The sequence below is a fragment of the Salirhabdus euzebyi genome, assembly GCF_014207435.1.
GTDB lineage: Bacteria > Bacillota > Bacilli > Bacillales > Alkalibacillaceae > Salirhabdus > Salirhabdus euzebyi.
The window spans coordinates 260,639-284,520 of the sequence record NZ_JACHGH010000003.1 but is presented as its reverse complement, the minus strand read 5'-3'; the positions used below and the strand labels follow the sequence as shown (position 1 = coordinate 284,520).

Below are 23,882 nucleotides of genomic sequence, written 5' to 3'. Positions count from 1 at the left end.
ATGTAGGAGCGATAAACATGGAAAATGTCACACTACTAGGTGCTACGGGGTCTGTGGGAATACAAACGGTTGATGTGATTAGACAACATCGTCATCGCTTCTCCTTGTTTGCGATTGCTTTTGGGAATAATGTAGAAAAAGCACTGCCCATTATCCAAGAGTTTCAACCAAAATTTGTTGTTGTAAGTAGTAAAGAAAGTAAACAGGATCTAGAGCTTCGTCTAACAGTGAAACCGAAAATTTTAGTTGGCCAAGCTGGAATGGAAGAGGTTTCTACTCATCCAGATGTAGATATAGTGGTGAATGCAGTGCTTGGTAGTATTGGTTTAGTACCAACATTGAGTGCTATTCGGGCTAGAAAGAAAATTGCCTTTGCCAATAAAGAAACACTTGTGACAGCAGGTCATTTGGTGAACAAAGAGGCCGAAAAATATGGTGTTGAATTACTACCTATAGATAGTGAGCATGCAGCTATTCACCAGTGTTTAAAAGGAGAATCATTGAAAGAGGTTAATCGTATTATCATTACAGCCTCTGGAGGAAGCTTTCGAGATAAAACGAGGGAAGAGTTACAACATGTTACCCTTGAGCAGGCTTTAAAGCATCCCAATTGGAGTATGGGAGCTAAAATCACCATCGATTCCGCTACAATGATGAATAAAGGATTAGAAGTTATAGAAGCCCATTGGTTATTTAAATTACCTTATGAACAATTGGATGTCGTATTACATAAAGAAAGTGTTATTCATTCAATGGTTGAATTTAACGACTTAAGTGTAATGGCTCAATTAGGTACTCCAGACATGAGGGGGCCAATACAATATGCTTTATCCTACCCACATAGACTTGAATTACAAAATGCAAAAAGGTTAGACTTAGTGGAAATAGGTAAGCTTCATTTTGAGAAGATGAATTTTGAACGCTTTCCTTGCTTGAAAATGGCTTATGATGCAGGAAGAGCTGGTGGTTCCATGCCTACTGTTTTAAATGCTGCCAACGAAGAAGCTGTTCAGTTATTTTTGAATGGACAAATTTCTTTTCTAAAGATTGAAGATTTTATTCAAAAAGCGCTGGATGAGCATACAATTATAAATGACCCTGATTTGACAACAATCGTTGAAGTAGATCAACAAACAAGGAAACAGGTAAAATCTTATCTTTCATTTTAACCAAAATGTACTTTGTGTACGGATCAATGGTGTAAGAAGAACGATAGCATTTGTCATTAGGGCTCGGAGATAAGCCAAAGTTTTTTAATGTAAATCAAAGGAAGGTGCTCTATTTGAATACCGTCATTGCTTTTATTTTTATGTTTGGACTTCTTGTATTTGTCCACGAATTGGGACATTTAATTTTCGCAAAACGTGCAGGAATGTTAGCTCGTGAATTCGCAATTGGTATGGGTCCCAAAATTTTCTCATATCGAAAAAACGAGACTTTATATACAATTAGATTATTACCGATTGGTGGTTACGTTCGTGTAGCTGGTGAAGATCCTGAAATAATTGATTTAAAGCCAGGTCACCATATAGGTTTAGAATTTAATGAAGTTGATAAAGTAAATAAAATCATCGTAAACAACAAGTCAAAGCATCCAAATGCCAGGGTGATTGAAGTAGAACGAGCAGATTTGGATCATGATTTAGTTATAGAAGGTTACGATGTAGATACAGAAGAGCGACTAGTATTCCCCGTAGATTCTAAAGCTTTTTTCATTATGGATGAAAAAGAAACACAAATTGCTCCATATGATAGACAATTTGCTTCCAAATCCGTTCCGAAAAAAGCAATGCAAATTTTTGCGGGACCGATGATGAATTTCTTATTAGCTATTTTAATGTTTATTATCCTTGGTTTTGCCCAAGGTGTACCTGTTGAAGAGGCTAGATTAGGGGATGTAAGTGCAGGGGATCCTGCTGCGGAAGCAGGACTTCAAAAGGATGATGTTATCCTTAAAGTTGATAATGAATCTGTTGATACGTGGTATGATTTTGTCATGGCTGTTCAAAGTCACCCTAATGAGGAAATACAATTAACGGTTGATCGTGAAGGTGAAATTTTTACTGTTCCGGTAACACCCAATCAAATTGAGAATCAGGGTGAAACATATGGACAAATTGGTGTATTACGTCCATTTGAAAAATCACCAGGAAAGATATTTCAATACGGATTTCAGCAAACATATGATTTGACGATACTAATTGTTCAAAGTGTAGGTAAGTTAGTAACTGGGCAAATTTCAATTGATGCTTTAGCAGGCCCTGTTGGTATTTATGATGCTACAGATCAAGTCGTACAAACAGGCTTCTATAGTTTCTTAACTTGGACAGCAATGTTAAGTATTAACTTAGGTATAATTAACCTATTACCACTACCTGCCCTTGATGGTGGTAGACTACTATTTATCGGTGCGGAAGCAATTAGAGGAAAACCTATTGATCCACAAAAGGAAGGGATCATACATTTTGTTGGTTTTGCTTTACTTATGCTATTAATGATTGTGGTAACGTGGAATGATATTCAGCGTTTGTTTATTCAATAAATAATAGCACCTAACGAATAGCGAAAATCGTTTAATCAAAAAAGTAAAAATAGGGGTGCATGTAAGATGAAACAAAGTAATATGCTTTTACCAACTTTAAGAGAAATACCATCAGATGCTGAGATTAAAAGCCATCAGTTGTTAGTTAGAGCTGGGTTTATCCGTCAAGTAGCATCTGGCTTATATAGCTTTTTGCCAATGGGGAAAAGAGTGTTACGAAAAGTGGAAGATATTGTCCGAGAAGAAATGGATGCAGCAGGTGCAAATGAAATGATTATGCCTGCCCTACAGCCTTCTGAGTTATGGAAAGAAACAGGTCGGTGGGACACGTTTGGTCCTGAACTTATGCGAATACATGACCGTCATGAGCGGGAATTTGCCCTTGGTGCAACGCATGAAGAAGTGATAACAAGTATTGTGAGAGACGAAATAAACAGTTACAAAAAACTTCCACTTACAGTTTATCAAATACAATCTAAGTTTCGTGATGAAAAGAGACCTCGTTTTGGACTATTAAGAGGCCGAGAATTTTTAATGAAGGATGCATATTCCTTCCATGAAAATTTTGAAAGCTTAGATGAAACATATGACAGACTGTACACGGCTTATTCAAATATTTTCCGTCGTTGCGGATTAAACTTCCGTGCTGTAATTGCAGATTCAGGAGCAATGGGGGGTAAGGATACGCATGAGTTTATGGTGCTTTCGGAAATAGGAGAAGACACCATCGCGTACTCCGACACATCAGAATTTGCTGCCAACATTGAAATGGCACCTGTTGCTGATTCTTATACGAAACAAACTGGTGAAGAAAAAGCATTAGAGAAAGTTTCGACACCTAATCAGAAAACGATGCAAGAGGTTGCTGACTACCTTGGACATGATTTGTCAGAAGGATTAAAAGCACTTATGTTTAAGGTGGATGATCGCTTCGTATTAGTTGTGACACGAGGGGATCATGAAGTGAATGATATTAAATTAAAAAATTTATATAATGCAAGTATTGTTGAACTTGCCTCGGAAGAAGAAACATTAAACATAATGAAAGCAGGTTTCGGATCGCTTGGACCAATTAACGTACCGAATGACGTGGAAGTAATAGCAGATTATGCTGTTAAATATGTTTTAAATGCGTCCTGCGGAGCCAATGAAGATGGCCATCATTATATTAATGTAAATCCTAATCGTGATTTTCAAGTAAAGGAATATGCTGACCTTCGTTTTATCCAAGAAGGAGACCAATCTCCAGATGGACAAGGGACTATTAAATTTGCAAAGGGTATAGAAGTTGGGCATATTTTTAAACTTGGCACATTCTATTCTGAAAAGATGAATGCTTCTTATTTAGACCAAAATGGAAGAGCTAATCCAATGATTATGGGCTGTTATGGTATTGGGGTTTCGAGAACAGTTGCTGCAGTTGTTGAACAGTTCCACGATGAAAATGGGATGACTTGGCCAACAAACGTTGCACCGTTCCATGTTCATGTTCTCGCTTTAAACGTGAAAAAAGATGAACAACGTGAATTAGCAGAGAAAATTTATGAAACATTGAAAAATGCAGGTGTAGAAGTGTTATATGATGATCGCCAAGAGCGTGCCGGTGTTAAATTTGCTGACAGTGATTTAATTGGAATACCGCTTCGTATTACTGTTGGAAAACGTGCAGACGAAGGTTATGTTGAATGTAAATTCCGTCGTACAGGTGAGCAACAAGATCTTCATGAATCTGACATTTTAAATGTTGTCACAAAATTTTTAGACGAAAAATAAAAAGACATTTGTACTGTATGATGAATAAACCCTTGTCAAAACGTTACTAGACAAGGGTTTATCATGTTAAGGGGAATAAGGGGAGGACTACAGATGAAGGTTTCAAATAAAGAGAAAATGCTGATTTTGCTTGAGCAAATTCAACTACCTGCAGACATGATTACTCCATATTTTCAAGAAGCCTCTTTGCAAAAACTAACGGTTTTTAAGCAGGAGAAAAAATGGGTTTTTAAATTTCATTTTCCTGAAATTTTACCGCCAGATGTTTATCAGCTTTTTGATGCGAAACTCAGAGAAGCTTTTACACATATTGCTACTGTAGATTTTCGTATCGATGTTGCTAATCAAATCTTTACGGAGGATTACTTATCGGGCTATTGGACAAGCTTTATCCAGTCCATTTCGAATCTATCACCAGCATATAAGGATGTTTTATTTAATCAGATTCCTAGAATGGATGGAAAGAAGTTAACTGTCTCTGCTCGAAATGAAGCAGAAGGGCATGCCATTAAAAAACGTTTGGAGCAGCCTTTACAGCAATTTTTTGAGAAGGTTGGAGCAGGAGCGTTCATGCTTCAAGCCAACATTCAGCAATCAGAAGAAGATATGAAACGATTTGTGGAAATGAAACAGCAAGAAGACCACTCGCTTATGCAAAAGGCGATTAAAGATAATGAAGAAAAAGCACGAAAACAAGATTCCTCTGAAAATGAAGGTCCTTTCATGTTTGGTTATCCAATTCAAGATGAGCCAACAAAGATGAAAGAAATACAAGAAGAAGAACGTAAGATTACAATAGAAGGCTATGTTTTTAATGTGGAAATTAGAGAATTACGTTCAGGTCGTCATTTATTAATGGCAAAGCTTACGGATTATACGGACTCTATTCAAGTGAAAATATTTTCTAATGGAGACAGCGATGCGGAGAAATTCAAGAAGTTGTCTAAAGGTATGTGGGTAAGAGCAAGAGGTAGTATCCAAACAGATACTTTTACAAATGAATTAACGATGATGGGCAAGGACTTGAATGAAATAAAAGTAGCAGAACGTCAAGACCTCGCACCAAAAGGGGAAAAGCGTGTGGAATTACATGCCCACACGATGATGAGTCAGATGGATGCGCCGTTATCCGCTTCCCGCCTCGTTCAACAAGCAGCAAAGTGGGGACATTCAGCCATTGCTATAACCGATCACGGTGTTGCCCAATCCTTCCCGGAAGCATATGCTGCTGGAAGCAAAAATGGAGTGAAAATCATTTATGGGGTTGAAGCCAATATCGTGGATGATGGAGTTCCTATTGCTTACAATGACCAGGACCGTCTCCTAGAAGAAGACGAATATGTTGTATTTGACGTCGAAACAACAGGGTTATCTGCTGTTTATGATACGATTATTGAATTGGCCGCTGTTAAGATAAAGGGTGGAGACATTATTGATCGTTTTGAATCCTTTGTTAACCCGCATCACCCTTTAAGTGATACTACGACTGAGTTAACAGGAATTACCGATGATATGGTGAGAGACGCCCCAGAAGTAGATGAAGTCGTTGAAAAATTTTATCATTGGATGGGTGATGCAATTTTAGTTGCCCATAATGCTAGCTTTGATATGGGTTTCTTAAATACGGCATTAAAGAACATTAATCGTGAAAAAGCATCTAATCCTGTTATAGATACGCTAGAATTAGCTAGATTTTTGTATCCAAATTTAAAAAACCACCGTCTAAATACAATGTGTAAACAATTAAATATAGAACTTGTACAGCATCACCGAGCTATTTATGATGCGGAAGCAACAGGTTATATGCTATGGAAGTTTGTTAAACAATGTTTGGAACAAGGGATTACTAATCATAACCAATTAAACAATAATATGGGTGAAGGAAACGCTTATCAGCGCTCTAGACCGTTTCACGCTATCCTTTTGGCTCAAAATGAAGTAGGACTTAAAAATTTATATAAATTAATATCGTTATCACACGTTGATTATTTTTATCGGGTTCCAAGGATCCCACGCTCTAAATTACAAAAGCATCGGGAAGGTATTTTAGTTGGCTCCGGTTGTGATAAAGGTGAACTATTTGAAACGATGATGCAAAAATCGAAGGAAGAAGCAGAAGAGGTCGCTCAATTTTACGATTACATTGAAATCCAGCCACCATCAAACTATGCACACTTAATTGAAAAAGAATTAGTGCGTGATGAGCATGATTTGCATGACATTTTAACTAAATTAGTTGCTTTAGGGGAGAAACTAGATAAGCCTGTCGTTGCAACTGGAAACACACATTATATCGATGAGCACGAGATCATTTACCGAAAAATATTAGTCGCTTCACAAAGTGGTAATCCTTTAAATAGACAAAAAATGCCTGATGTTTATTTCCGAACAACAAACGAAATGATCGACTGCTTTGCTTTCTTAGGGGCAGGGAAAGCAAAAGAAGTTGTAGTCGCGAACACGCAAAAAGTGGCCGATATGATTGAGTCTATTAAACCAATTAAAGATGACTTATATACACCTAATATTGATGGTGCAGATGAGGAAATACGTGAAATGAGTTATGGGATGGCAAGAAGTATTTATGGAGAAGATTTACCAGAACTCGTTGAAAAAAGATTAGAAAAAGAATTGAAAAGTATTATTGGTCATGGCTTTGCGGTTATTTATTTGATTTCTCATAAACTAGTAAAAAAATCTTTAATTGATGGGTACCTAGTAGGTTCACGTGGATCAGTAGGCTCCTCTTTCGTTGCAACGATGACGGAAATCACCGAAGTTAATCCACTCCCACCACATTACGTGTGTCCAGCATGTAAAAAATCAGAGTTTTTTACAGATGGCTCCGTAGGTTCGGGATTCGATTTACCGGATAAGGATTGCCCAACGTGTGGTATTCCATATAAAAGAGACGGACAAGATATACCGTTTGAAACATTCCTAGGCTTTAAAGGGGATAAAGTTCCTGATATCGATTTGAACTTCTCTGGTGATTATCAGCCACGTGCTCATAATTATACGAAAGTTCTTTTTGGTGAAGATAACGTTTACCGTGCAGGAACAATAGGTACAGTAGCTGAAAAAACGGCTTATGGCTATGTAAAAGGATTTGCATCTGACAACAATTTAACCCATCGTGGAGCGGAGATAGACCGTCTTGTTCAAGGTTGTACGGGAGTAAAAAGAACAAGTGGACAGCATCCTGGTGGTATTATCGTTGTACCAGATGACAAAGAAATATACGATTTTACGCCTATCCAGTACCCTGCTGATGATCGAAACTCAGAATGGAAAACTACCCATTTTGATTTCCATTCCATTCATGACAATTTGTTAAAGCTAGATATATTAGGACACGATGATCCAACCGTGATTCGTATGCTTCAGGATCTAACTGGAATCGATCCAAAAGACGTACCAACTGCCGATAAAGAAGTGATGAAAATTTTCGGTGGTACGGAGTCTATAGGGGTCGAACCAGAGCAGATTATGTGTAAAACAGGAACGTTAGGCGTACCAGAGTTTGGAACACGGTTTGTTCGTCAAATGTTAGAGGACACAAAGCCTTCCACTTTTAATGAACTTGTTATTATTTCTGGGCTCTCTCATGGAACAGATGTATGGCTTGGAAATGCCCAAGAATTAATTAATAAAGGTATTTGTCAAATTGGGGAAGTAATTGGGTGTCGTGATGATATCATGGTATACCTCATGCATAAAGGATTAGAAGCATCCCTAGCCTTTAAGATTATGGAATTCGTTCGTAAAGGAAAAGGGCTACAGGATGAATGGATTGATGAAATGAAAAAGCACGATGTTCCTGACTGGTACATTGATTCTTGTAAAAAGATTAAGTATATGTTCCCGAAAGCTCACGCTGCTGCTTATGTATTAATGGCTGTAAGAATTGCATACTTCAAAGTGCATTATCCAATTCAGTTTTATGCAGCATACTTTACGGTAAGAGCTAGTGATTTTGAGCTAGAAACGATGATTAAAGGAAGCCAAGCAATTCGGAAAAGGATTGAAGAAATTTTGGCAAAAGGAAATGACGCCACTCCGAAAGAGAAGAGTTTATTAACAGTATTGGAAATTTCACTAGAAATGTGTGAAAGAGGCTTTTCTTTCCAAAAAGTAGATCTATACCGTTCTTCTGCGTCTGAATTCATTGTGGATGGTCAAACGCTCATTCCACCATTTAATGCAATTGACGGATTAGGAACAAACGCTGCATTAAATATCGTCAAAGCTCGTCAAGAAGGCGATTTCTTATCAAAAGAGGACTTAAGAGAAAGAAGTCGTATTTCGAAAACTGTTTTGGAGTATCTTGATAACCAAGGTTGTTTAGAAGGATTACCAGATGCTAACCAATTATCCTTATTTTAAGTGCAAAAGGTATGGTCAAGGGTTGTCTTATGCCTATCTTTAGCTGTTTTGAGGGCGAAGGACGTTCCTTTTGCCACAAAAAGCTTTTAGCACGAAGATAATTAGAGATTCAACTTACATTTGAAGGCTTATGCCAGTAATTAAAGCTTCAACGTAATTTATTGAAGGTTCGAGTTTGATCATTAAAGATTCAGCGTCATAATTGAAGGTTCGAGCTTGAAAATTAAAGGTTTAACATAATAATTAAAGGATAACCAATTCATATGAGCGCCCTTTAAACTCAATCAAGGCACTTGCCGTTTTATTTGTTATCCACTGTGCCAAGCTCTTAGGATTAAGGGCGAAGAACACCAGGCTTGCTCTTCTCTTAAGTCAGTAAGGCTAACGAAGGCACTCCCACTTTTCTTAAAAACCGGAAAAAATTTGCAAAGCACCTGATGTTATGGTATATTTTTGATGGTATAACAAAGGATAGTAACGAATGGAAAGAGTGGGGAAACCCACTCTTTCGTGTTATTCTCATGTTTTTTAAGGCAAATCTTTGTTGACATTTTCGTGTGCAATTCCCTGCTTTACGGGCAGGGAATTTTATCGTACATATATTTTTAAAGGCTAAAGGAGTGACAACAATGGGAAAAAAAGTTACAGAAATCACTGAAGAACTCGTTATGCCCATTTTGGAAGAAATGCAGTTAGAACTAGTCGATGTGGAGTTTGCAAAAGAAGGAAAAAACTGGTACCTACGCGTTTTCGTTGATAAAGAAGGCGGAGTCGACATTGAAGAGTGCGGCAAGGTTAGTGAGCAGCTTAGTGAAAAATTAGATGAAGAAGAACCCATTGCCGATCCTTATTACTTAGAAGTGTCTTCACCAGGAGTAGAAAGGCCTTTAAAGAAAGAAGAAGATTTTAAAAGAAATCAAGGGAAGAATGTGTACGTGAAGTTGTATCAGGCGATTGATGGTGAAAAAGAATTTGAAGGGGTTTTACAATCGTTTGAAAATGACATAGTTACAATAGAAGTAAAAGAAAAAACGAGAAAGAAAAAGGTAGAAATACCGTTTGATTCCATTGCTAAAGCACGCTTAGCAGTGACTTTTAATTAAAAGGAGGAGACTACGTTGAACAGCGAGCTCTTTGATGCTATTCAATACCTAGAGAAAGAAAAAGGAATAAATAAGGAAGTTCTAATCGATGCGCTAGAGGCTGCTCTTATTTCTGCTTACAAAAAGAACTTTAAATCAAAAACAAATGTACGTGTAGACTTAAATGAAGAAACAGGCTCCATGCACGTACTAGCTAGAAAAAAAGTAGTCGAAGTAGTGGAAGACCCTCAGCAGGAAATGTCTTTAGAAGAGGCGCATGATATCGACCCGAATTATGAAGAAGGGGATGTGGTAGAAATTGAAGTAACCCCTAAAGATTTTGGTCGTATCGCTGCTCAAGCTGCTAAGCAGGTTGTAACACAACGAGTACGTGAAGCTGAACGTGGTGTCATTTTTAATGACTTTATCGACCGCGTGGAAGATGTGATGACAGGTATTATTCAACGGAAAGATCACCGCTTTATTTATGTTGACCTAGGTAAAGCAGAAAGTAAATTGCCTTTAAACGAAATTATGCCAAATGAAACATATGAAGTGCATGACCGATTGAAAGTATTTTTAACGAAAGTAGAAAGTACAAATAAAGGTCCACAAATTTTTGTTTCCCGCACTCATCCTGGATTATTAAAGCGTCTTTTTGAAATGGAAGTACCAGAAATATATGATGGAATTGTTGAAATTAAATCAGTAGCAAGAGAAGCTGGTGACCGTTCCAAACTATCGGTTTATGCAGCTGATCCAGAAATTGACCCAGTTGGTTCCTGTGTAGGACAAAGAGGTCAAAGAGTTCAAGCGGTGGTTAATGAACTTAAAGGGGAAAAAATTGATATCGTAGAATGGTCTGACGATCCAGTTGTCTACATTTCTAATGCATTAAGTCCAGCTAAAGTTATTACGGTACTAGTGAAAGAAGATGAAAAGGCCACAACTGTAGTGGTTCCTGACTATCAACTATCTCTAGCAATCGGTAAACGAGGCCAAAATGCCCGTTTAGCTGCAAAGTTAACAGGTTGGAAAATAGATATAAAAAGTGAATCAGAAGCACTAGAAGATGGAACGCTTCAAGCAAGCAGTAACGATGATGATGCTTATTCCGAGATTGAAGACAATCTTACTGAATAAGGGAGGGTCCATCTTATGGTGAAAAAGAAGAAAACCCCTTTGCGCAAATGTGTTGTGACGAAGGAAATGAAAGATAAAAAAGAGCTTATTAGAATAGTAAGAAATAAAGAAGGCGAAGTTTTTGTTGATAAGACCGGGAAGCAAAATGGCCGGGGTGCTTATATTTCTAAGGATAAAGATGTTATTGAAAAAGCAAAAAACAAAGACATTTTATCTCAACAATTGAAAACAAAAATAGATCCTTCCTTGTATGATGAATTACTAGAATTAGTTTGAAGGTGTTAAAATTGAATAAAAGCTATTTAAATATGATCGGGTTAGCCTTTCGTGCTGGGAAATGTACTGTTGGAGAGGAATCAATCGTAAAAGATATAAAAAGACAGAACATTAAACTATTAATTATTGCAAACGACGCATCAGAGAATACCCATAAAAAGTTGACGGACAAAAGCAAGCACTACAATGTTCCTTATGTGATAGGTGATAACAGAGAGGTATTATCCCAAGCTATAGGCAAAGTAGGAAGAGTAGCAATTGGTATAACAGACAGTGGGTTTGCTAAGAAAATTGCTTCTTTGCTCGATCAAACTAACCGGGGGTGAATGTATGAGCAAATTACGTATTTATGAATACGCAAAAGAAAATAATTTAAAAAGTAAAGATGTTATTGCAAAGCTAGAAAAACTAAATATAGAGGTATCTAATCATATGTCCACGATTTCAGAGGCAACAAAGAATACATTAGATAAAGAATTTGGGATCGGTGGAAACAATAAACCGGCTAAAAAAGAAGAACCCAAAAAAGAATCAGCTAAACAGGGAGAAACCAAACCTAAGAATGATAAACAACCAAACAACAAAGAAAAGAACAATAATAACAAAGAAAAATCCCATACTAATTCTAATGGAAACAATAAGAACCAAAAAAATAATAATAAAAATAAGAAACAGAAGAAAAATAACCATATGAATACGAATAACGATAACCAAAAAGAAAAACAGAATAATGAAGTCCCTTCTAAAATCACATTTTCTGGTTCCCTTACTGTTGGTGAGCTTGCTGAAAAATTAGGTAAAGAGCCGTCCGAACTCATTAAAAAATTGATGTTCTTAGGCGTAATGGCAAACATTAACCAAGAGATAGATAAGGATTCTATAGAATTAATGTGTGAAGAATATGGTGTAGAAGTTGAGGAAGAAATTGTTGTCGACGAAATGGACATCGAGAACTTTGACTTTGAAGATGATCCTGCTGATTTAGTGGAACGTCCAGCAATCGTTACAATCATGGGGCACGTTGACCATGGTAAAACGACATTGCTTGATTCTATCCGTAATACGAAGGTGACGGAAGGTGAAGCAGGTGGTATTACACAGCATATCGGTGCTTACCAAGTAGAGAAAAACGGCAAGAAAATTACCTTCCTTGATACACCAGGTCACGCAGCTTTTACAAGTATGCGTTCTAGAGGTGCACAGGTTACAGATATTGCTATTTTAGTTGTAGCTGCAGATGACGGCGTCATGCCACAAACTGTAGAAGCCATCAACCATGCAAAAGCAGCTGATGTACCAATTATTATTGCGGTCAATAAGATTGATAAAGAGGGTGCTAGCCCAGACCGTGTTATGCAGGAGCTTACTGAGTATCAACTAGTCCCTGAAGAATGGGGTGGAGATACGATTTATGTACCAGTATCTGCCTTAAAAGGTGAGGGAATTGAAGACTTGCTTGAGATGATTGTCTTAGTTTCTGAAGTGGAGGAGCTTAAAGCAAATCCAGACCGATTAGCTGCTGGGACAGTTGTCGAAGCGGAGTTAGATAAAGGAAAAGGATCTGTTGCAACACTTCTCGTACAAAATGGTACGCTAAAAGTAGGAGATCCCATTGTTGTTGGAAACACGTTCGGGCGTGTCCGTGCAATGGTAAACGATTTAGGAAGAAGAATTAAAGAGGCAGGTCCATCAACACCAGTAGAAATTACAGGTCTAAGTGATGTACCACAAGCTGGGGATCGCTTTATCGCATTTAAAGATGAGAAAAAAGCTCGTCAAGTTGGAGAAGCACGCCAGCAAAAACAAATTGAAGAACAAAGAAATGATAGCGTAAAAGTGAACCTTGATGATTTGTTTGAGCAAATCAAACAAGGAGATATAAAGGAAATTAACCTTATTGTTAAGGCGGATGTTCAAGGTTCCGTTGAGGCATTAGCTGGTTCTCTTCAAAAGATTGAAGTAGAAGGTGCTAAGATTAAAATTATCCACACAGGGGTAGGTGCCATTACTGAATCAGATATCATTTTGGCTTCTGCATCAAATGCTGTTGTTATAGGATTTAATGTTAGACCTGATGCTAATGCTAAGAAAACAGCTGATTCTGAAAAAGTAGATGTTCGCCTCCACCGTGTCATTTATAAGGTTATTGAAGAAATTGAGGCTGCTATGAAAGGAATGCTTGACCCTGAATATCGTGAAAAAGTAACAGGTCAAGTAGAAGTAAGAGAAACATTTAAGGTTTCCAAAGTAGGAACAATTGCCGGATGTTATGTAACGGATGGTAAAGTAACTCGAGATGCTGGAATTCGCTTAATTCGTGATGGAATTGTTATCTTTGAAGGGGAAATTGATTCCTTAAAACGTTTTAAAGATGACGTGAAAGAAGTTGCTCAAGGTTACGAATGTGGTATAACAATTAAGAACTTTAACGATGTTAAAGAAGGGGATATTGTAGAAGCCTACGTGATGGAGGAAATCGAACGTAAATGATCGGTTATTTAGAAGTAGATTGTCTTCTCTATAATACCCACTCATTAAAAGACAAAAGGTCCGTGCTAAAAAAAACGATTAATCGAATTCAGCAGAGCTTTAATGTCTCCATTAGTGAATTAGATTATCAGGATTTATGGCAACGAACTTGCTTTGGAATTGCACATGTTTCTTCCAGTAAAGTGCAGGCAGAACGCGTGCTACAAGAAGTATTAAAACAGTTAGACACTTCATCGGAGCTAGAAATATCGAGTCATCACTATGAGTGGCTATAGCAGTCCCAAAAAGAAAAATAAATCGGGACAAAGAGGTGATATAAATGAGTGAATTACGGGTTAGTCGAGTAGCGGAACAAATGAAAAAAGAGCTAGGAGATATAATCAGTAAAAAAATTAAGGATCCCCGTATTGGGTTTGTGACGGTAACAGATGTGTCCGTAACGGGGGATCTACAACAAGCAAAAATATATATTTCCATTTTAGGTGATGAAGAAAAGAAACAAGATACGTTAATAGGTCTTGCAAAGGCAAAAGGATTTGTTCGTTCTGAAATTGGAAAACGAATTCGCCTTCGTAAAACACCAGAAATAACGTTTGAAATTGATGAAGCCCTTGAATATGGGAATAGAATTGAAAATCTTCTTCGTGATTTAAATGAAGACACAAGATAAGCATGGATGCTTATCAAATTCCAGTCGTGACGAAGCCTTGGCGACCACGATAAACTTTTCTGTTAAAGAAATATAAGGAAAAGGATAGACCTACTTGTGTCTATCCTTTTTCTGTGCAAAATAATAAATAAATGATAGGATGAATGGAGGGATTTAGCTTGGATGGTATCTTGCCATTATGGAAACCCAAGGGAATGACGTCACACGATTGTGTGTATTTCGTTAGACGATTAACAAACACAAAAAAAGTTGGACATACAGGCACTTTAGACCCTGAAGTAGAAGGCGTTCTTCCGATATGTATTGGTCAAGCAACAAAGATTTCTTCCATTATCATGGACTCGAAAAAGGTATATGAAGCAGAAGTATGTCTCGGTTTTTCAACAGAAACAGAAGATCGAGAAGGAGCAATTGTTGAAAAAAAACTTGTAGATAGCACGCTTACCTTAGACAATGTAAAAAAAATATTACCAAACTTTATTGGAGAAATAGAGCAAGTTCCCCCTATGTATTCTGCTGTAAAAGTAAAGGGGAAAAAGCTTTACGAATATGCTAGGGAAGGTAAACAAGTAGAGCGTCCATCAAGATTTGTTACGATTCACGCCATTGATTTATTATCTGATGAGTTAAAAAGACATGATGATGGTACCGTTACGTTTTCTATTCGGATTAGTTGTTCGAAAGGTACATATATACGAACATTGTGTGTAGACATTGGTAAAGCTCTCGATTATCCTGCGCACATGTCTCACTTAATTCGGACAGAGTCTGGATCGTTTACACAAGAACAAGCAGTAAGTGTAGAAGAACTAAAAAATTCAAGTGAACAGGTACATGACTATTTAAAAAATTTGGATTATGCTTTGTCTAAGTATGATGTCTGGACAGTTAATGAGCAGGATGAAGAACGTATACGACACGGTTCCGTACTGCCTATACCCGAAGAGGAATTACATACGAACCCTTTTCGTGTGAAAACTAATACAGGAGTGCTATTAGCTCTATATCAATTACATCCGTCTAAAACAGATGTTATTAAACCTTTTAAAATGTTTACTACATAAGAAAATAAACGACGGAAAAGTTTTAGAAAAGGAATACTGTTCGTTTATTGAATCAAATGCGTGTCCATTTATCTATTTCCCAATTTAGGAGTAAGAAGAGTAGGGCACCAGGAAAAAGCAGGTGATAATGTTGGAAGTAGTTTATTTAGAATACCCACATGATGTAAGTAAAGTAGAAATAAAAGAAACAGCTTTAGCACTTGGTTATTTTGATGGTGTTCATAAAGGTCATCAGCAAGTAATTTCAACAGCTAAAAAGGTAGCGAAAGAGTTTGGCTACCAAAGTGGTGTCATGACCTTCCACCCACATCCTTCTGTTGTGTTAAATAGAAGTAATCAACATGTTCAATATATTACTCCTCTAGAGGATAAAATAGACCAAATTGCTAAACTCGATATTGATGTCGTTTACGTTGTAAAATTTAATGAGGAGTTAGCGAAACTTGAACCTGAGGAATTCGTCAACGTTTTTCTTATAGGATTAAATGTGAAACACGTTGTTGCCGGATTTGATTTCTCATATGGTCGGATGGGTAAAGGAAACATGGACTCAATGAAAGACCATGCAAAAGGCGAATTTACGCAAACCACAATACAAAAAGTGACAGATCAAGATCAAAAAATAAGTTCTACATTGATACGAAAGAAATTACAAAAAGCAGAAATGCAGGATGTACAACATTTGCTAGGTAGACCATTTCAATTAAAGGGTAAGGTTATTAAAGGAGACCAAAGAGGAAGAACAATTGGGTTTCCTACAGCAAATATAGCATTTGGTGATGAATATTTATTACCAAAAGTAGGGGTTTACGCAGTGGGGGTTGAAGTAAAAAATCAATACTACTATGGCATGGCTAACATTGGTTATAAGCCTACTTTTAATAAGGACGAGGAAAAACCTACTCTCGAAGTGTATATTTTTGATTTTTCTGGTAATATTTATGATGAAGAGCTTAAATTGGAATTATTTTCTTATATAAGAGGCGAGAAAAAATTCTCTGGTCTTGAGGAATTAAAAAGTCAATTAAGGAAAGATGAAGAGCAAATTCGTCATTTTTTTTCCACTTCCTCAAGATAACTCTTGCAATTTTTAGCAAAAACATGTAATCTAATATCCGTACGTAAACAACCATCGCTTGGCTTTGCGACTCACCGACGCTTAGCTAGGAGAATGGGGATAATTTGAGGAGGTGAAAAGGATGGCAATTACACAAGAGCGTAAAAATGAACTTATTAATGAGTACAAAACGCATGAAAATGATACTGGATCTCCAGAGGTTCAAGTAGCTGTCCTAACGGAAGAAATTCAAAATCTTAACGAACATTTACGTGTTCACAAAAAGGACCACCATTCACGTCGCGGTCTTTTGAAAATGGTAGGTAAACGTCGTAACTTGTTGAACTACTTACGTAACAAAGATGTAACTCGTTACCGTGAGCTAATTAAAAAACTTGGCCTACGTCGTTAATAGGTGTTTTAAAAGCGGGATTTATTCCCGCTTTTTCTATAGTTTTTATACATATTCTAATAGCCATTTGTAGAAATCTAATCATATACAAGAATCACAGAAATGAAATATGTTTGAGAGGAGTTAAAATATATGGCAGACAATAAAAAAGAATTCTCCATTGATTTGGCAGGCCGTAAATTTACTGTTGAAATAGGAGAATTAGCTAAACAAGCTAATGGAGCTTGTATGATTCGCTACGGCGAAACAGCTGTACTAAGTGCAGCTACGGCTTCAAAAGAGCCTAAAAACCTAAGTTTTTTCCCACTAACTGTCAATTATGAAGAAAGATTATACGCAGTTGGTAAAATTCCTGGAGGATTCATAAAACGGGAAGGTCGTCCAAGTGAAAAAGCTGTATTGACTTCACGATTGATTGATCGTCCAATACGACCACTTTTCCCAGATGGATTCCGAAATGAAGTACAAGTGATTAGTACTGTAATGAGTGTTGATCAAGATTGTTCCTCAGAGGTAGCGGCAATGATTGGTTCCTCAATTGCCCTAAGTATTTCAGATATCCCATTTAACGGTCCTATTGCAGGTGTTATAGTAGGAAGAATTGATGGCGAATTAATTATTAATCCAAATGTAGAGCAATTAGAAAAAAGTGATATTCACCTTTCTGTTGCAGGTACGAAGGATGCAGTAAACATGGTAGAAGCAGGTGCAGATGAAGTTCCTGAAGATGTCATGTTAGAAGCAATTATGTTTGGACACGACGAAATTAAACGCCTAGTTGAATTCCAAGAAAAAATTGTGGAAGCTGTTGGGAAAGAAAAAATGGAAGTAACGCTTTTCGAACTGGATAAAGACTTGACTGCACAAGTGGAAGCAGATGCAAAAGATAAACTTGTACAAGCTATCCAAGTAGAAGAGAAACATGCAAGAGAAGAAGCAATTTCTCAAGTAAAAGATGAGGTGCTTCAAAAGTTTGAAGAAGAAGAAGCAGAAGAAGAAACAATTAAGCAAGTAAAAGGTATCCTTGATAAAATTGTAAAAGAAGAAGTACGCCGCTTGATTACAAAGGAAAAAATCCGTCCAGATGGTCGTAGCCCTGAACAAATCAGATCTCTAACTTCTCGTGTAGGTGTTTTACCTAGAGCCCACGGATCTGGTTTATTTACAAGAGGACAAACACAAGCATTAAGTGTATGTACACTAGGTGCACTAGGTGATGTGCAAATTTTAGATGGTCTTGATTTAGAAGAGTCTAAACGTTTTATGCACCATTATAACTTCCCACTATTCAGTGTAGGGGAAACAGGTCCAATTCGTGGCCCAGGTAGACGTGAAATTGGTCATGGTGCTTTAGGTGAAAGAGCATTAGAACCAATTATTCCTTCTGAAAAAGATTTTCCATATACAGTACGTGTCGTTTCAGAAGTGTTAGAATCTAATGGTTCCACTTCGCAGGCAAGTATTTGTGCGAGTACGATGGCAATGATGGATGCGGGTGTTCCTATTAAGGCACCGGTTGCAGGTATTGCGATGGGATTAGTAAAGTCTGGTGATGACTACACAATCTTAACTGACATTCAAGGCATGGAAGATTTCCTTGGAGATATGGACTTTAAAGTTGCTGGTACGAGTGAAGGTGTAACAGCATTACAGATGGATATTAAAATTGAAGGTTTGTCTCGAGAAATTCTAGAAGAAGCTTTAACTCAAGCTAGAAAAGGTCGTTTGATCATTCTTCAACACATGCTTGAAACAATTGCAGATCCTAGAAACGAACTTTCTCAATATGCTCCAAAAATCTTAACAATGTCTATCAAACCTGAAAAAATCCGTGACGTAATAGGTCCAAGCGGAAAACAAATCAATCAGATTATTGAACAAACAGGTGTGAAAATTGACATTGAACAAGATGGTAGTATCTTTATTTCATCTACAGATATGGAGATGAACAATAAAGCGAAAGAAATTATTGAGAATCTTGTTCGCGAAGTAGAAGTAGGGAAAATTTATCTAGGAAAAGTTAAGCGTGTAGAGAAATTTGGTGCTTTCGTTGAAATTTTCAATGGTAAAGAAGGACTTGTACACGTTTCTCAACTAGATGAAAGCCACGTGAAAAATGTTTCGGACTTCGTATCTGTTGGTGATGAAATACTTGTAAAAGTAAAAGAAATTGACCAACAAGGCCGAGTGAATCTTTCTCGCAAGGATGCGATGAAAGAACAAGAGGCAGCGAAAGAAAAAAGCGAAACAAAATAAATGGTGAGTAAGAAGAAGCTGATATCCAGCTTCTTTTTTGTGTTTTGTTGAGGTAATTGTCATAGAAGAAGTATTGTGGTACTAGTTGGGTGGCGAATTAGCTTTTGTTATTATTCAAGTGTAACTTCTGTTTATAGGAACGTTCTAACTTGTACACCCCCTTCATAAGGTGAAGTGAGGGGGGAATATACGAATGAAAAAACAGCATTTCATGCATTTATGTTTATTTATTACGTTAGTGATTGTCTCTTTAGGTGTGGTCGAAAATCCATTTACGGAGGATTATGTTTCTGTGATGAAGAATGTAACTGTTACGGCAGTTAATACAGAAGATCCCCTTTATCAGGAATTAGAACAAAAAGCTAAAGAGTATGAAAAGGAACCGCATAGTGCTAAAATAGATAAAGTGTGGAAAAAAATGCCTGGTTTGAATGGTTTAAAGGTTGATATTTCAAAGTCATATGCAAAAATGAAGAAAAAGGGAAAGTTTGATGAAAAATTACTCGTCTATAAACAAATAGAACCTGAGGTTAAACTGAAGGATCTCCCTGCAGCCCCTATTTTCCGTGGGAATCCAAATAAACAAATGGTGTCTTTTTTAATAAATGTTTCTTGGGGAGAAGAATATATACCGGATATGTTAAAAGTATTAAAGCAACACAATGTTAAAGCTACTTTTTTTATTGACGGTGCATGGGCACAGAAAAATGTAGAATTACTAAAAATGGTGAAGGAACAAGGTCATGAAATTGGTAGTCATGGATATAACCATCCTAATATGTCTCGCTTAGGAGAAAATCAAATACATGAACAGGTAACGAAGACGAATGAAATCATCAATAGCATTTTAGATGTAAAACCAACTTTGTTTGCACCTCCTGCAGGGAATTTTACAAACCAAGTCGTAGAAATTGTACATAGCCATAAGATGGAGACTATTCTTTGGACACTTGATACTATTGATTGGAAAAAACCGACCAAATCGGTCCTATTAGGTCGCGTAATTCCAAAATTAGAACCGGGGGCTATGATTTTAATGCACCCAACTGAAGTAACGAAGGAGTCTTTAAGCGACTTAATTTTGAAAATTAAGGAGAAAAAATATAAAATTGGTACAGTTAGTAAATTATTAGACGAAGAAAGACAATAATAAAAAATGAAGCAATGTAGGCAGAAGTTTAGGAGGATGAAGTTTTGGTAAAAAAGTACACATGTCAAAATGGATTAACAATTGTATTAGAAGAACTTCCAACAGTAAGATCTGTAGCAATTGGTGTATGGGTTTTAGCTGGATCTAGAAATGAGAGCCAACAAACGAATGGTATTTCTCATTTTATTGAACATATGTTTTTTAAAGGGACAAAAAATCGTTCTGCAAGGGATATAGCAGAAGCATTTGATGCAGTTGGTGGTCAAGTAAATGCTTTCACATCGAAAGAATACACGTGTTATTATGCAAAAGTTTTAGACTCCCATGCTGAGTATGCCTTAGACATATTAGCAGATATGTTTTTTAACTCAAACTTTGATCCAGATGAAATGGAAAAAGAAAAAAAGGTTGTCTATGAAGAAATCAAAATGTATGAAGACACTCCTGATGATATCGTTCATGACTTATTATCCCAAGCAACATATGGCAAGCATCCTTTAGGTTATCCAATCCTAGGTACAGAAGATACGTTAGCATCCTTTACACCGGATGATTTACGTGATTATATGGATAAAAATTATCGACCTGAAAATGTTGTGGTCTCTGTTGCAGGAAATGTTAATGATTCATTTTTTAAAGCAGTGGAAAACTTATTTGGATCTTACGAGTCCATGAATAAAGAGGAATCATTTAGAGAACCTTCTTTTACAAGTGATCATTTATCCCGTTCAAAAGAAACAGAACAAGCACATCTTTGTTTAGGTTATAATGGGCTGCCAGTAGGGGATGAGTCTATATACAGCCTTATTGTGGTCAACAATGTGTTAGGTGGTAGTATGAGCTCCAGATTGTTTCAAGAAGTAAGGGAAGCTCGAGGTCTTGCTTATTCTATCTTTTCTTACCACAGTTCTTTCCTGGACAACGGTTTGCTTACTGTTTATGGTGGAACAGGTAAAGGGCAGTTAGATGTATTGAAGGAAACAATTGAAGAGACCATTCAACAATTAAAAGCTAATGGAATTACAGATAAAGAATTAAAAAATAGTAAGGAACAATTAAAAGGAAACCTAATGTTAGGTTTAGAAAGTACGAATAGTCGTATGAGTAGAAATGGTAAAAATGAATTACTATTGAAAAGACATCGCACATTAGATGAAATTGTGGAGCAAATAGATGCCGTTAATCATGACACCACACAGCGTGTTATACAAAGAGTTTTCAATTTACCGTTTTCTAGTGCATTGATTTCACCAAAGAAATAATAAAAACAGTCCCTCCAGCATAGAATAGAGCGGGAGGGATTTTTGATGCGATATAAGGAATTAAGCGGGAAAGAAATGATAGATATTACTAGGGGTGCACGTTTAGGTGTCCTTGGTCAAACAGATCTAGAAATTGATTATAAAACAGGCAAGATAGAATCAATTATTGTTCCTAACTATAAATGGTTTGGTGTAAAAAAAGGAGAATTTGAAGCGAAAATTCGTTGGAATGAAATTGAAACAATAGGTGATGATATGATCATTATTAAACCGTTTAAACATACATAAAATATGAATTAGGTCTTGGTCTATCCAAAAATATGGATAGATCTTTTTTTATGTTCTATTCACTTACTATTGTTGTTTACATAAACTGTAAAAAATGGTTTGGTCTTTGAAGTTGGGTGAGATAAGATCCCTACAGCAAAATAATTCACTTTCCACAGGCACGGCCTCAACTTTACTGGACAACATCCGTTGCTGGGGACAGGACAGCGAACACGGAGCCCCATAGACAGTTCTTTGCGATTGGGGAGGCTCGTTGCAAGAAGTGAAAAGGGCAGTATATTGACGTAGCAGATGGATAAACAATAAGGTACATCGCATTCTACCTCTTTTGTGTTCAAAATAATAACCAATTAGAAAACAGCCTTTTTAAAACGCTAGTAGTAAATCGTTTTTTATCAAATATTTTTCATTCACGTTGTTCTTTCCGTTTCATACTATAAAACGTATACTTTTTGGGCTCATAAAATGTGAGGTGTTCATGACATGTTAACTGATTTTCAAATAGGGGTACTTGGTGGGGATGCAAGGCAATTACAAATTATAAAAAAACTTTGTGATGCAGATGCAACGTTATATTTGGTCGGGTTTGAGGAACTAGATGAAGAAATACCAGGGGCAATCAAAACAGAAATGGACGATATACCAACTGGAGAATTAGATGCTGTTATATTGCCAGTACCAGGTACAGATCAGGAGGGTTATTTAGATTCACACTTTTCTAATTATTCTCCTCAATTAACGAAGGAATGGGTACAAAAATTAAACCGTTCCTGTACTATTTTTACTGGGATTACAAGAGATTATTTAACGGACTTATGTGAGGAATCAAATTTACAATTAGTTCCACTTTTTAATCGTGATGATGTCGCAATCTATAATTCTATACCAACTGTTGAAGGTACGGTAATGATGGCCATTCAGTATACCGACTTTACGATTCATAATTCAAACGTTGTAACGTTAGGATTTGGTAGAACTGGAAAGACGGTTGCGAGAATATTTCAAGCATTAGGGGCTAATGTGAAGGTTGGAGCACGACGTCAAAGCGATTTAGCTCGTATTTTTGAAATGGGATTTGAACCTTTTCACATTAATGATTTGAGTGATCACGTGGAAGAATGTGATATTTTAATCAACACAGTTCCACACCCAATTGTTAATGTGAAAGTCATACAAAATATGCAACTACACTCTATTATTATAGATCTTGCTTCCAAACCAGGTGGAACTGATTTTCGTTATGCGAAAAGAAGAGGGATTAAGGCAATATTGGCACCTGGATTACCCGGAATGGTAGCACCTAAAACAGCAGGTGATATTTTAGCAAGTGTCATCTCACAAATTTTGCTCGAGGAAAAAGGCGAAAGGGGAAATTATTAAATGGATGTTAAAGGTAAACGTATTGGGTTTGGGGTAACCGGATCACATTGTACGTATGAAGAAATATTTCCTCAAATTAAAAAGTTAGTTGATGCTGGGGCAGATGTTGTTCCAATCATTTCAAATACTGTCAAATTTGTTGACACCAAGTTTGGTAAAGCAGTTGATCATGTGAATCAAATTGAAGAACTTACAGGGAAAAAAGTTATTTCTACTATCCCGGAAGCGGAACCACTTGGGCCAAAAATGCCTCTAGATTGCATGGTAATTGCTCCGCTTACAGGTAACTCAATGAGTAAACTGGCAAATGCATTAACAGATACGCCGGTATTAATGGCTGCAAAGGCTACTATGCGCAATCAAAACCCTATTGTTCTTGGTATTTCAACTAATGATGCACTAGGTTTAAATGGTGTGAACTTAATGCGTTTAATGGCTGCTCAGTTTTTCTATTTTATACCTTATGGTCAAGATCATCCTTTTAAAAAGCCAAATTCATTAGTATCAGACATGGATCAGCTACTAGAAACAGTTGAAAGTGCTCTTGAACGCAAGCAACTTCAGCCTGTGCTTATTCAACGCATGTTTAAGGAAAATGAGGCTTAAGGTACTTTTCTAGCAGAGATTGTGGTAATATATAAAGTATTAATG

Annotated in this window: 20 protein-coding genes; all 20 read left to right on the top strand. The window is 36.8% G+C overall.

The window, feature by feature from the left end:
* The first annotated feature begins 17 nt into the window (after positions 1-17).
* Positions 18-1,169 carry a 1-deoxy-D-xylulose-5-phosphate reductoisomerase gene (gene dxr, locus HNQ94_RS06520; RefSeq protein ID WP_174495429.1) on the top strand — a complete coding sequence of 384 codons (1,152 nt, stop codon included), beginning with the start codon at positions 18-20 and terminating at the stop codon, positions 1,167-1,169.
* Between the two features lie 113 nt (positions 1,170-1,282).
* Positions 1,283-2,542, top strand: coding sequence for an RIP metalloprotease RseP (gene rseP, locus HNQ94_RS06515; RefSeq protein WP_174495428.1), 1,260 nt, complete (start codon positions 1,283-1,285; stop codon positions 2,540-2,542).
* A 66-nt stretch (positions 2,543-2,608) separates the two neighbouring features.
* Positions 2,609-4,315: a proline--tRNA ligase gene (locus HNQ94_RS06510; protein WP_174495427.1), complete on the top strand. Its 1,707-nt coding sequence runs from the start codon at positions 2,609-2,611 to the stop codon at positions 4,313-4,315.
* A 93-nt stretch (positions 4,316-4,408) separates the two neighbouring features.
* Positions 4,409-8,701: a PolC-type DNA polymerase III gene (locus HNQ94_RS06505; RefSeq protein WP_174495426.1), complete on the top strand. Its 4,293-nt coding sequence runs from the start codon at positions 4,409-4,411 to the stop codon at positions 8,699-8,701.
* A gap of 629 nt (positions 8,702-9,330) precedes the next feature.
* The gene (gene rimP / locus HNQ94_RS06500; protein ID WP_174495425.1) at positions 9,331-9,804 is read left to right on the top strand and encodes a ribosome maturation factor RimP; all 474 of its coding nucleotides are present in this window, start codon (positions 9,331-9,333) and stop codon (positions 9,802-9,804) included.
* A 15-nt stretch (positions 9,805-9,819) separates the two neighbouring features.
* The gene (gene nusA, locus HNQ94_RS06495; protein ID WP_174495424.1) at positions 9,820-10,926 is read left to right on the top strand and encodes a transcription termination factor NusA; all 1,107 of its coding nucleotides are present in this window, start codon (positions 9,820-9,822) and stop codon (positions 10,924-10,926) included.
* 15 nt (positions 10,927-10,941) lie between these two features.
* A complete protein-coding gene (gene rnpM, locus HNQ94_RS06490) occupies positions 10,942-11,202 on the top strand; it encodes an RNase P modulator RnpM (RefSeq protein ID WP_174495423.1) in 261 nt (86 codons plus the stop codon).
* A gap of 2 nt (positions 11,203-11,204) precedes the next feature.
* Positions 11,205-11,528 (top strand): L7Ae/L30e/S12e/Gadd45 family ribosomal protein, encoded by a 324-nt coding sequence (locus tag HNQ94_RS06485; protein ID WP_311771620.1) that lies wholly within the window; start codon positions 11,205-11,207, stop codon positions 11,526-11,528.
* A 4-nt stretch (positions 11,529-11,532) separates the two neighbouring features.
* On the top strand, positions 11,533-13,692 hold the full coding sequence (gene infB, locus HNQ94_RS06480; protein ID WP_174495421.1) for a translation initiation factor IF-2: 2,160 nt from the start codon (positions 11,533-11,535) through the stop codon (positions 13,690-13,692).
* A complete protein-coding gene (locus HNQ94_RS06475; protein WP_174495420.1) occupies positions 13,689-13,967 on the top strand; it encodes a DUF503 domain-containing protein in 279 nt (92 codons plus the stop codon). The genes infB and HNQ94_RS06475 overlap by 4 nt, the downstream gene beginning before the upstream one ends.
* A gap of 44 nt (positions 13,968-14,011) precedes the next feature.
* Positions 14,012-14,362: a 30S ribosome-binding factor RbfA gene (gene rbfA, locus HNQ94_RS06470; protein ID WP_174495419.1), complete on the top strand. Its 351-nt coding sequence runs from the start codon at positions 14,012-14,014 to the stop codon at positions 14,360-14,362.
* Between the two features lie 158 nt (positions 14,363-14,520).
* Positions 14,521-15,426, top strand: a complete 906-nt coding sequence (gene truB / locus HNQ94_RS06465) for a tRNA pseudouridine(55) synthase TruB (protein ID WP_174495418.1) — start codon at positions 14,521-14,523, stop codon at positions 15,424-15,426.
* A 130-nt stretch (positions 15,427-15,556) separates the two neighbouring features.
* A complete protein-coding gene (gene ribF, locus HNQ94_RS06460; RefSeq protein WP_174495544.1) occupies positions 15,557-16,504 on the top strand; it encodes a riboflavin biosynthesis protein RibF in 948 nt (315 codons plus the stop codon).
* Between the two features lie 121 nt (positions 16,505-16,625).
* The gene (rpsO, locus tag HNQ94_RS06455; protein WP_174495417.1) at positions 16,626-16,895 is read left to right on the top strand and encodes a 30S ribosomal protein S15; all 270 of its coding nucleotides are present in this window, start codon (positions 16,626-16,628) and stop codon (positions 16,893-16,895) included.
* A 132-nt stretch (positions 16,896-17,027) separates the two neighbouring features.
* Positions 17,028-19,151, top strand: a complete 2,124-nt coding sequence (pnp, locus tag HNQ94_RS06450; protein WP_174495416.1) for a polyribonucleotide nucleotidyltransferase — start codon at positions 17,028-17,030, stop codon at positions 19,149-19,151.
* A gap of 193 nt (positions 19,152-19,344) precedes the next feature.
* Positions 19,345-20,301 carry a polysaccharide deacetylase family protein gene (locus tag HNQ94_RS06445; RefSeq protein WP_174495415.1) on the top strand — a complete coding sequence of 319 codons (957 nt, stop codon included), beginning with the start codon at positions 19,345-19,347 and terminating at the stop codon, positions 20,299-20,301.
* Positions 20,302-20,345: 44 nt separating this feature from the next.
* The gene (locus HNQ94_RS06440; protein WP_174495414.1) at positions 20,346-21,563 is read left to right on the top strand and encodes a M16 family metallopeptidase; all 1,218 of its coding nucleotides are present in this window, start codon (positions 20,346-20,348) and stop codon (positions 21,561-21,563) included.
* A gap of 45 nt (positions 21,564-21,608) precedes the next feature.
* A complete protein-coding gene (locus HNQ94_RS06435; protein WP_174495413.1) occupies positions 21,609-21,851 on the top strand; it encodes a YlmC/YmxH family sporulation protein in 243 nt (80 codons plus the stop codon).
* A gap of 483 nt (positions 21,852-22,334) precedes the next feature.
* Positions 22,335-23,231, top strand: coding sequence for a dipicolinic acid synthetase subunit A (gene dpaA / locus HNQ94_RS06430; protein WP_174495412.1), 897 nt, complete (start codon positions 22,335-22,337; stop codon positions 23,229-23,231).
* Entirely contained in the window at positions 23,232-23,837 is a 606-nt protein-coding gene (gene dpaB, locus HNQ94_RS06425) for a dipicolinate synthase subunit B (protein WP_174495411.1), read from the top strand. It abuts the gene before it with no gap.
* Positions 23,838-23,882 lie beyond the last annotated feature (45 nt).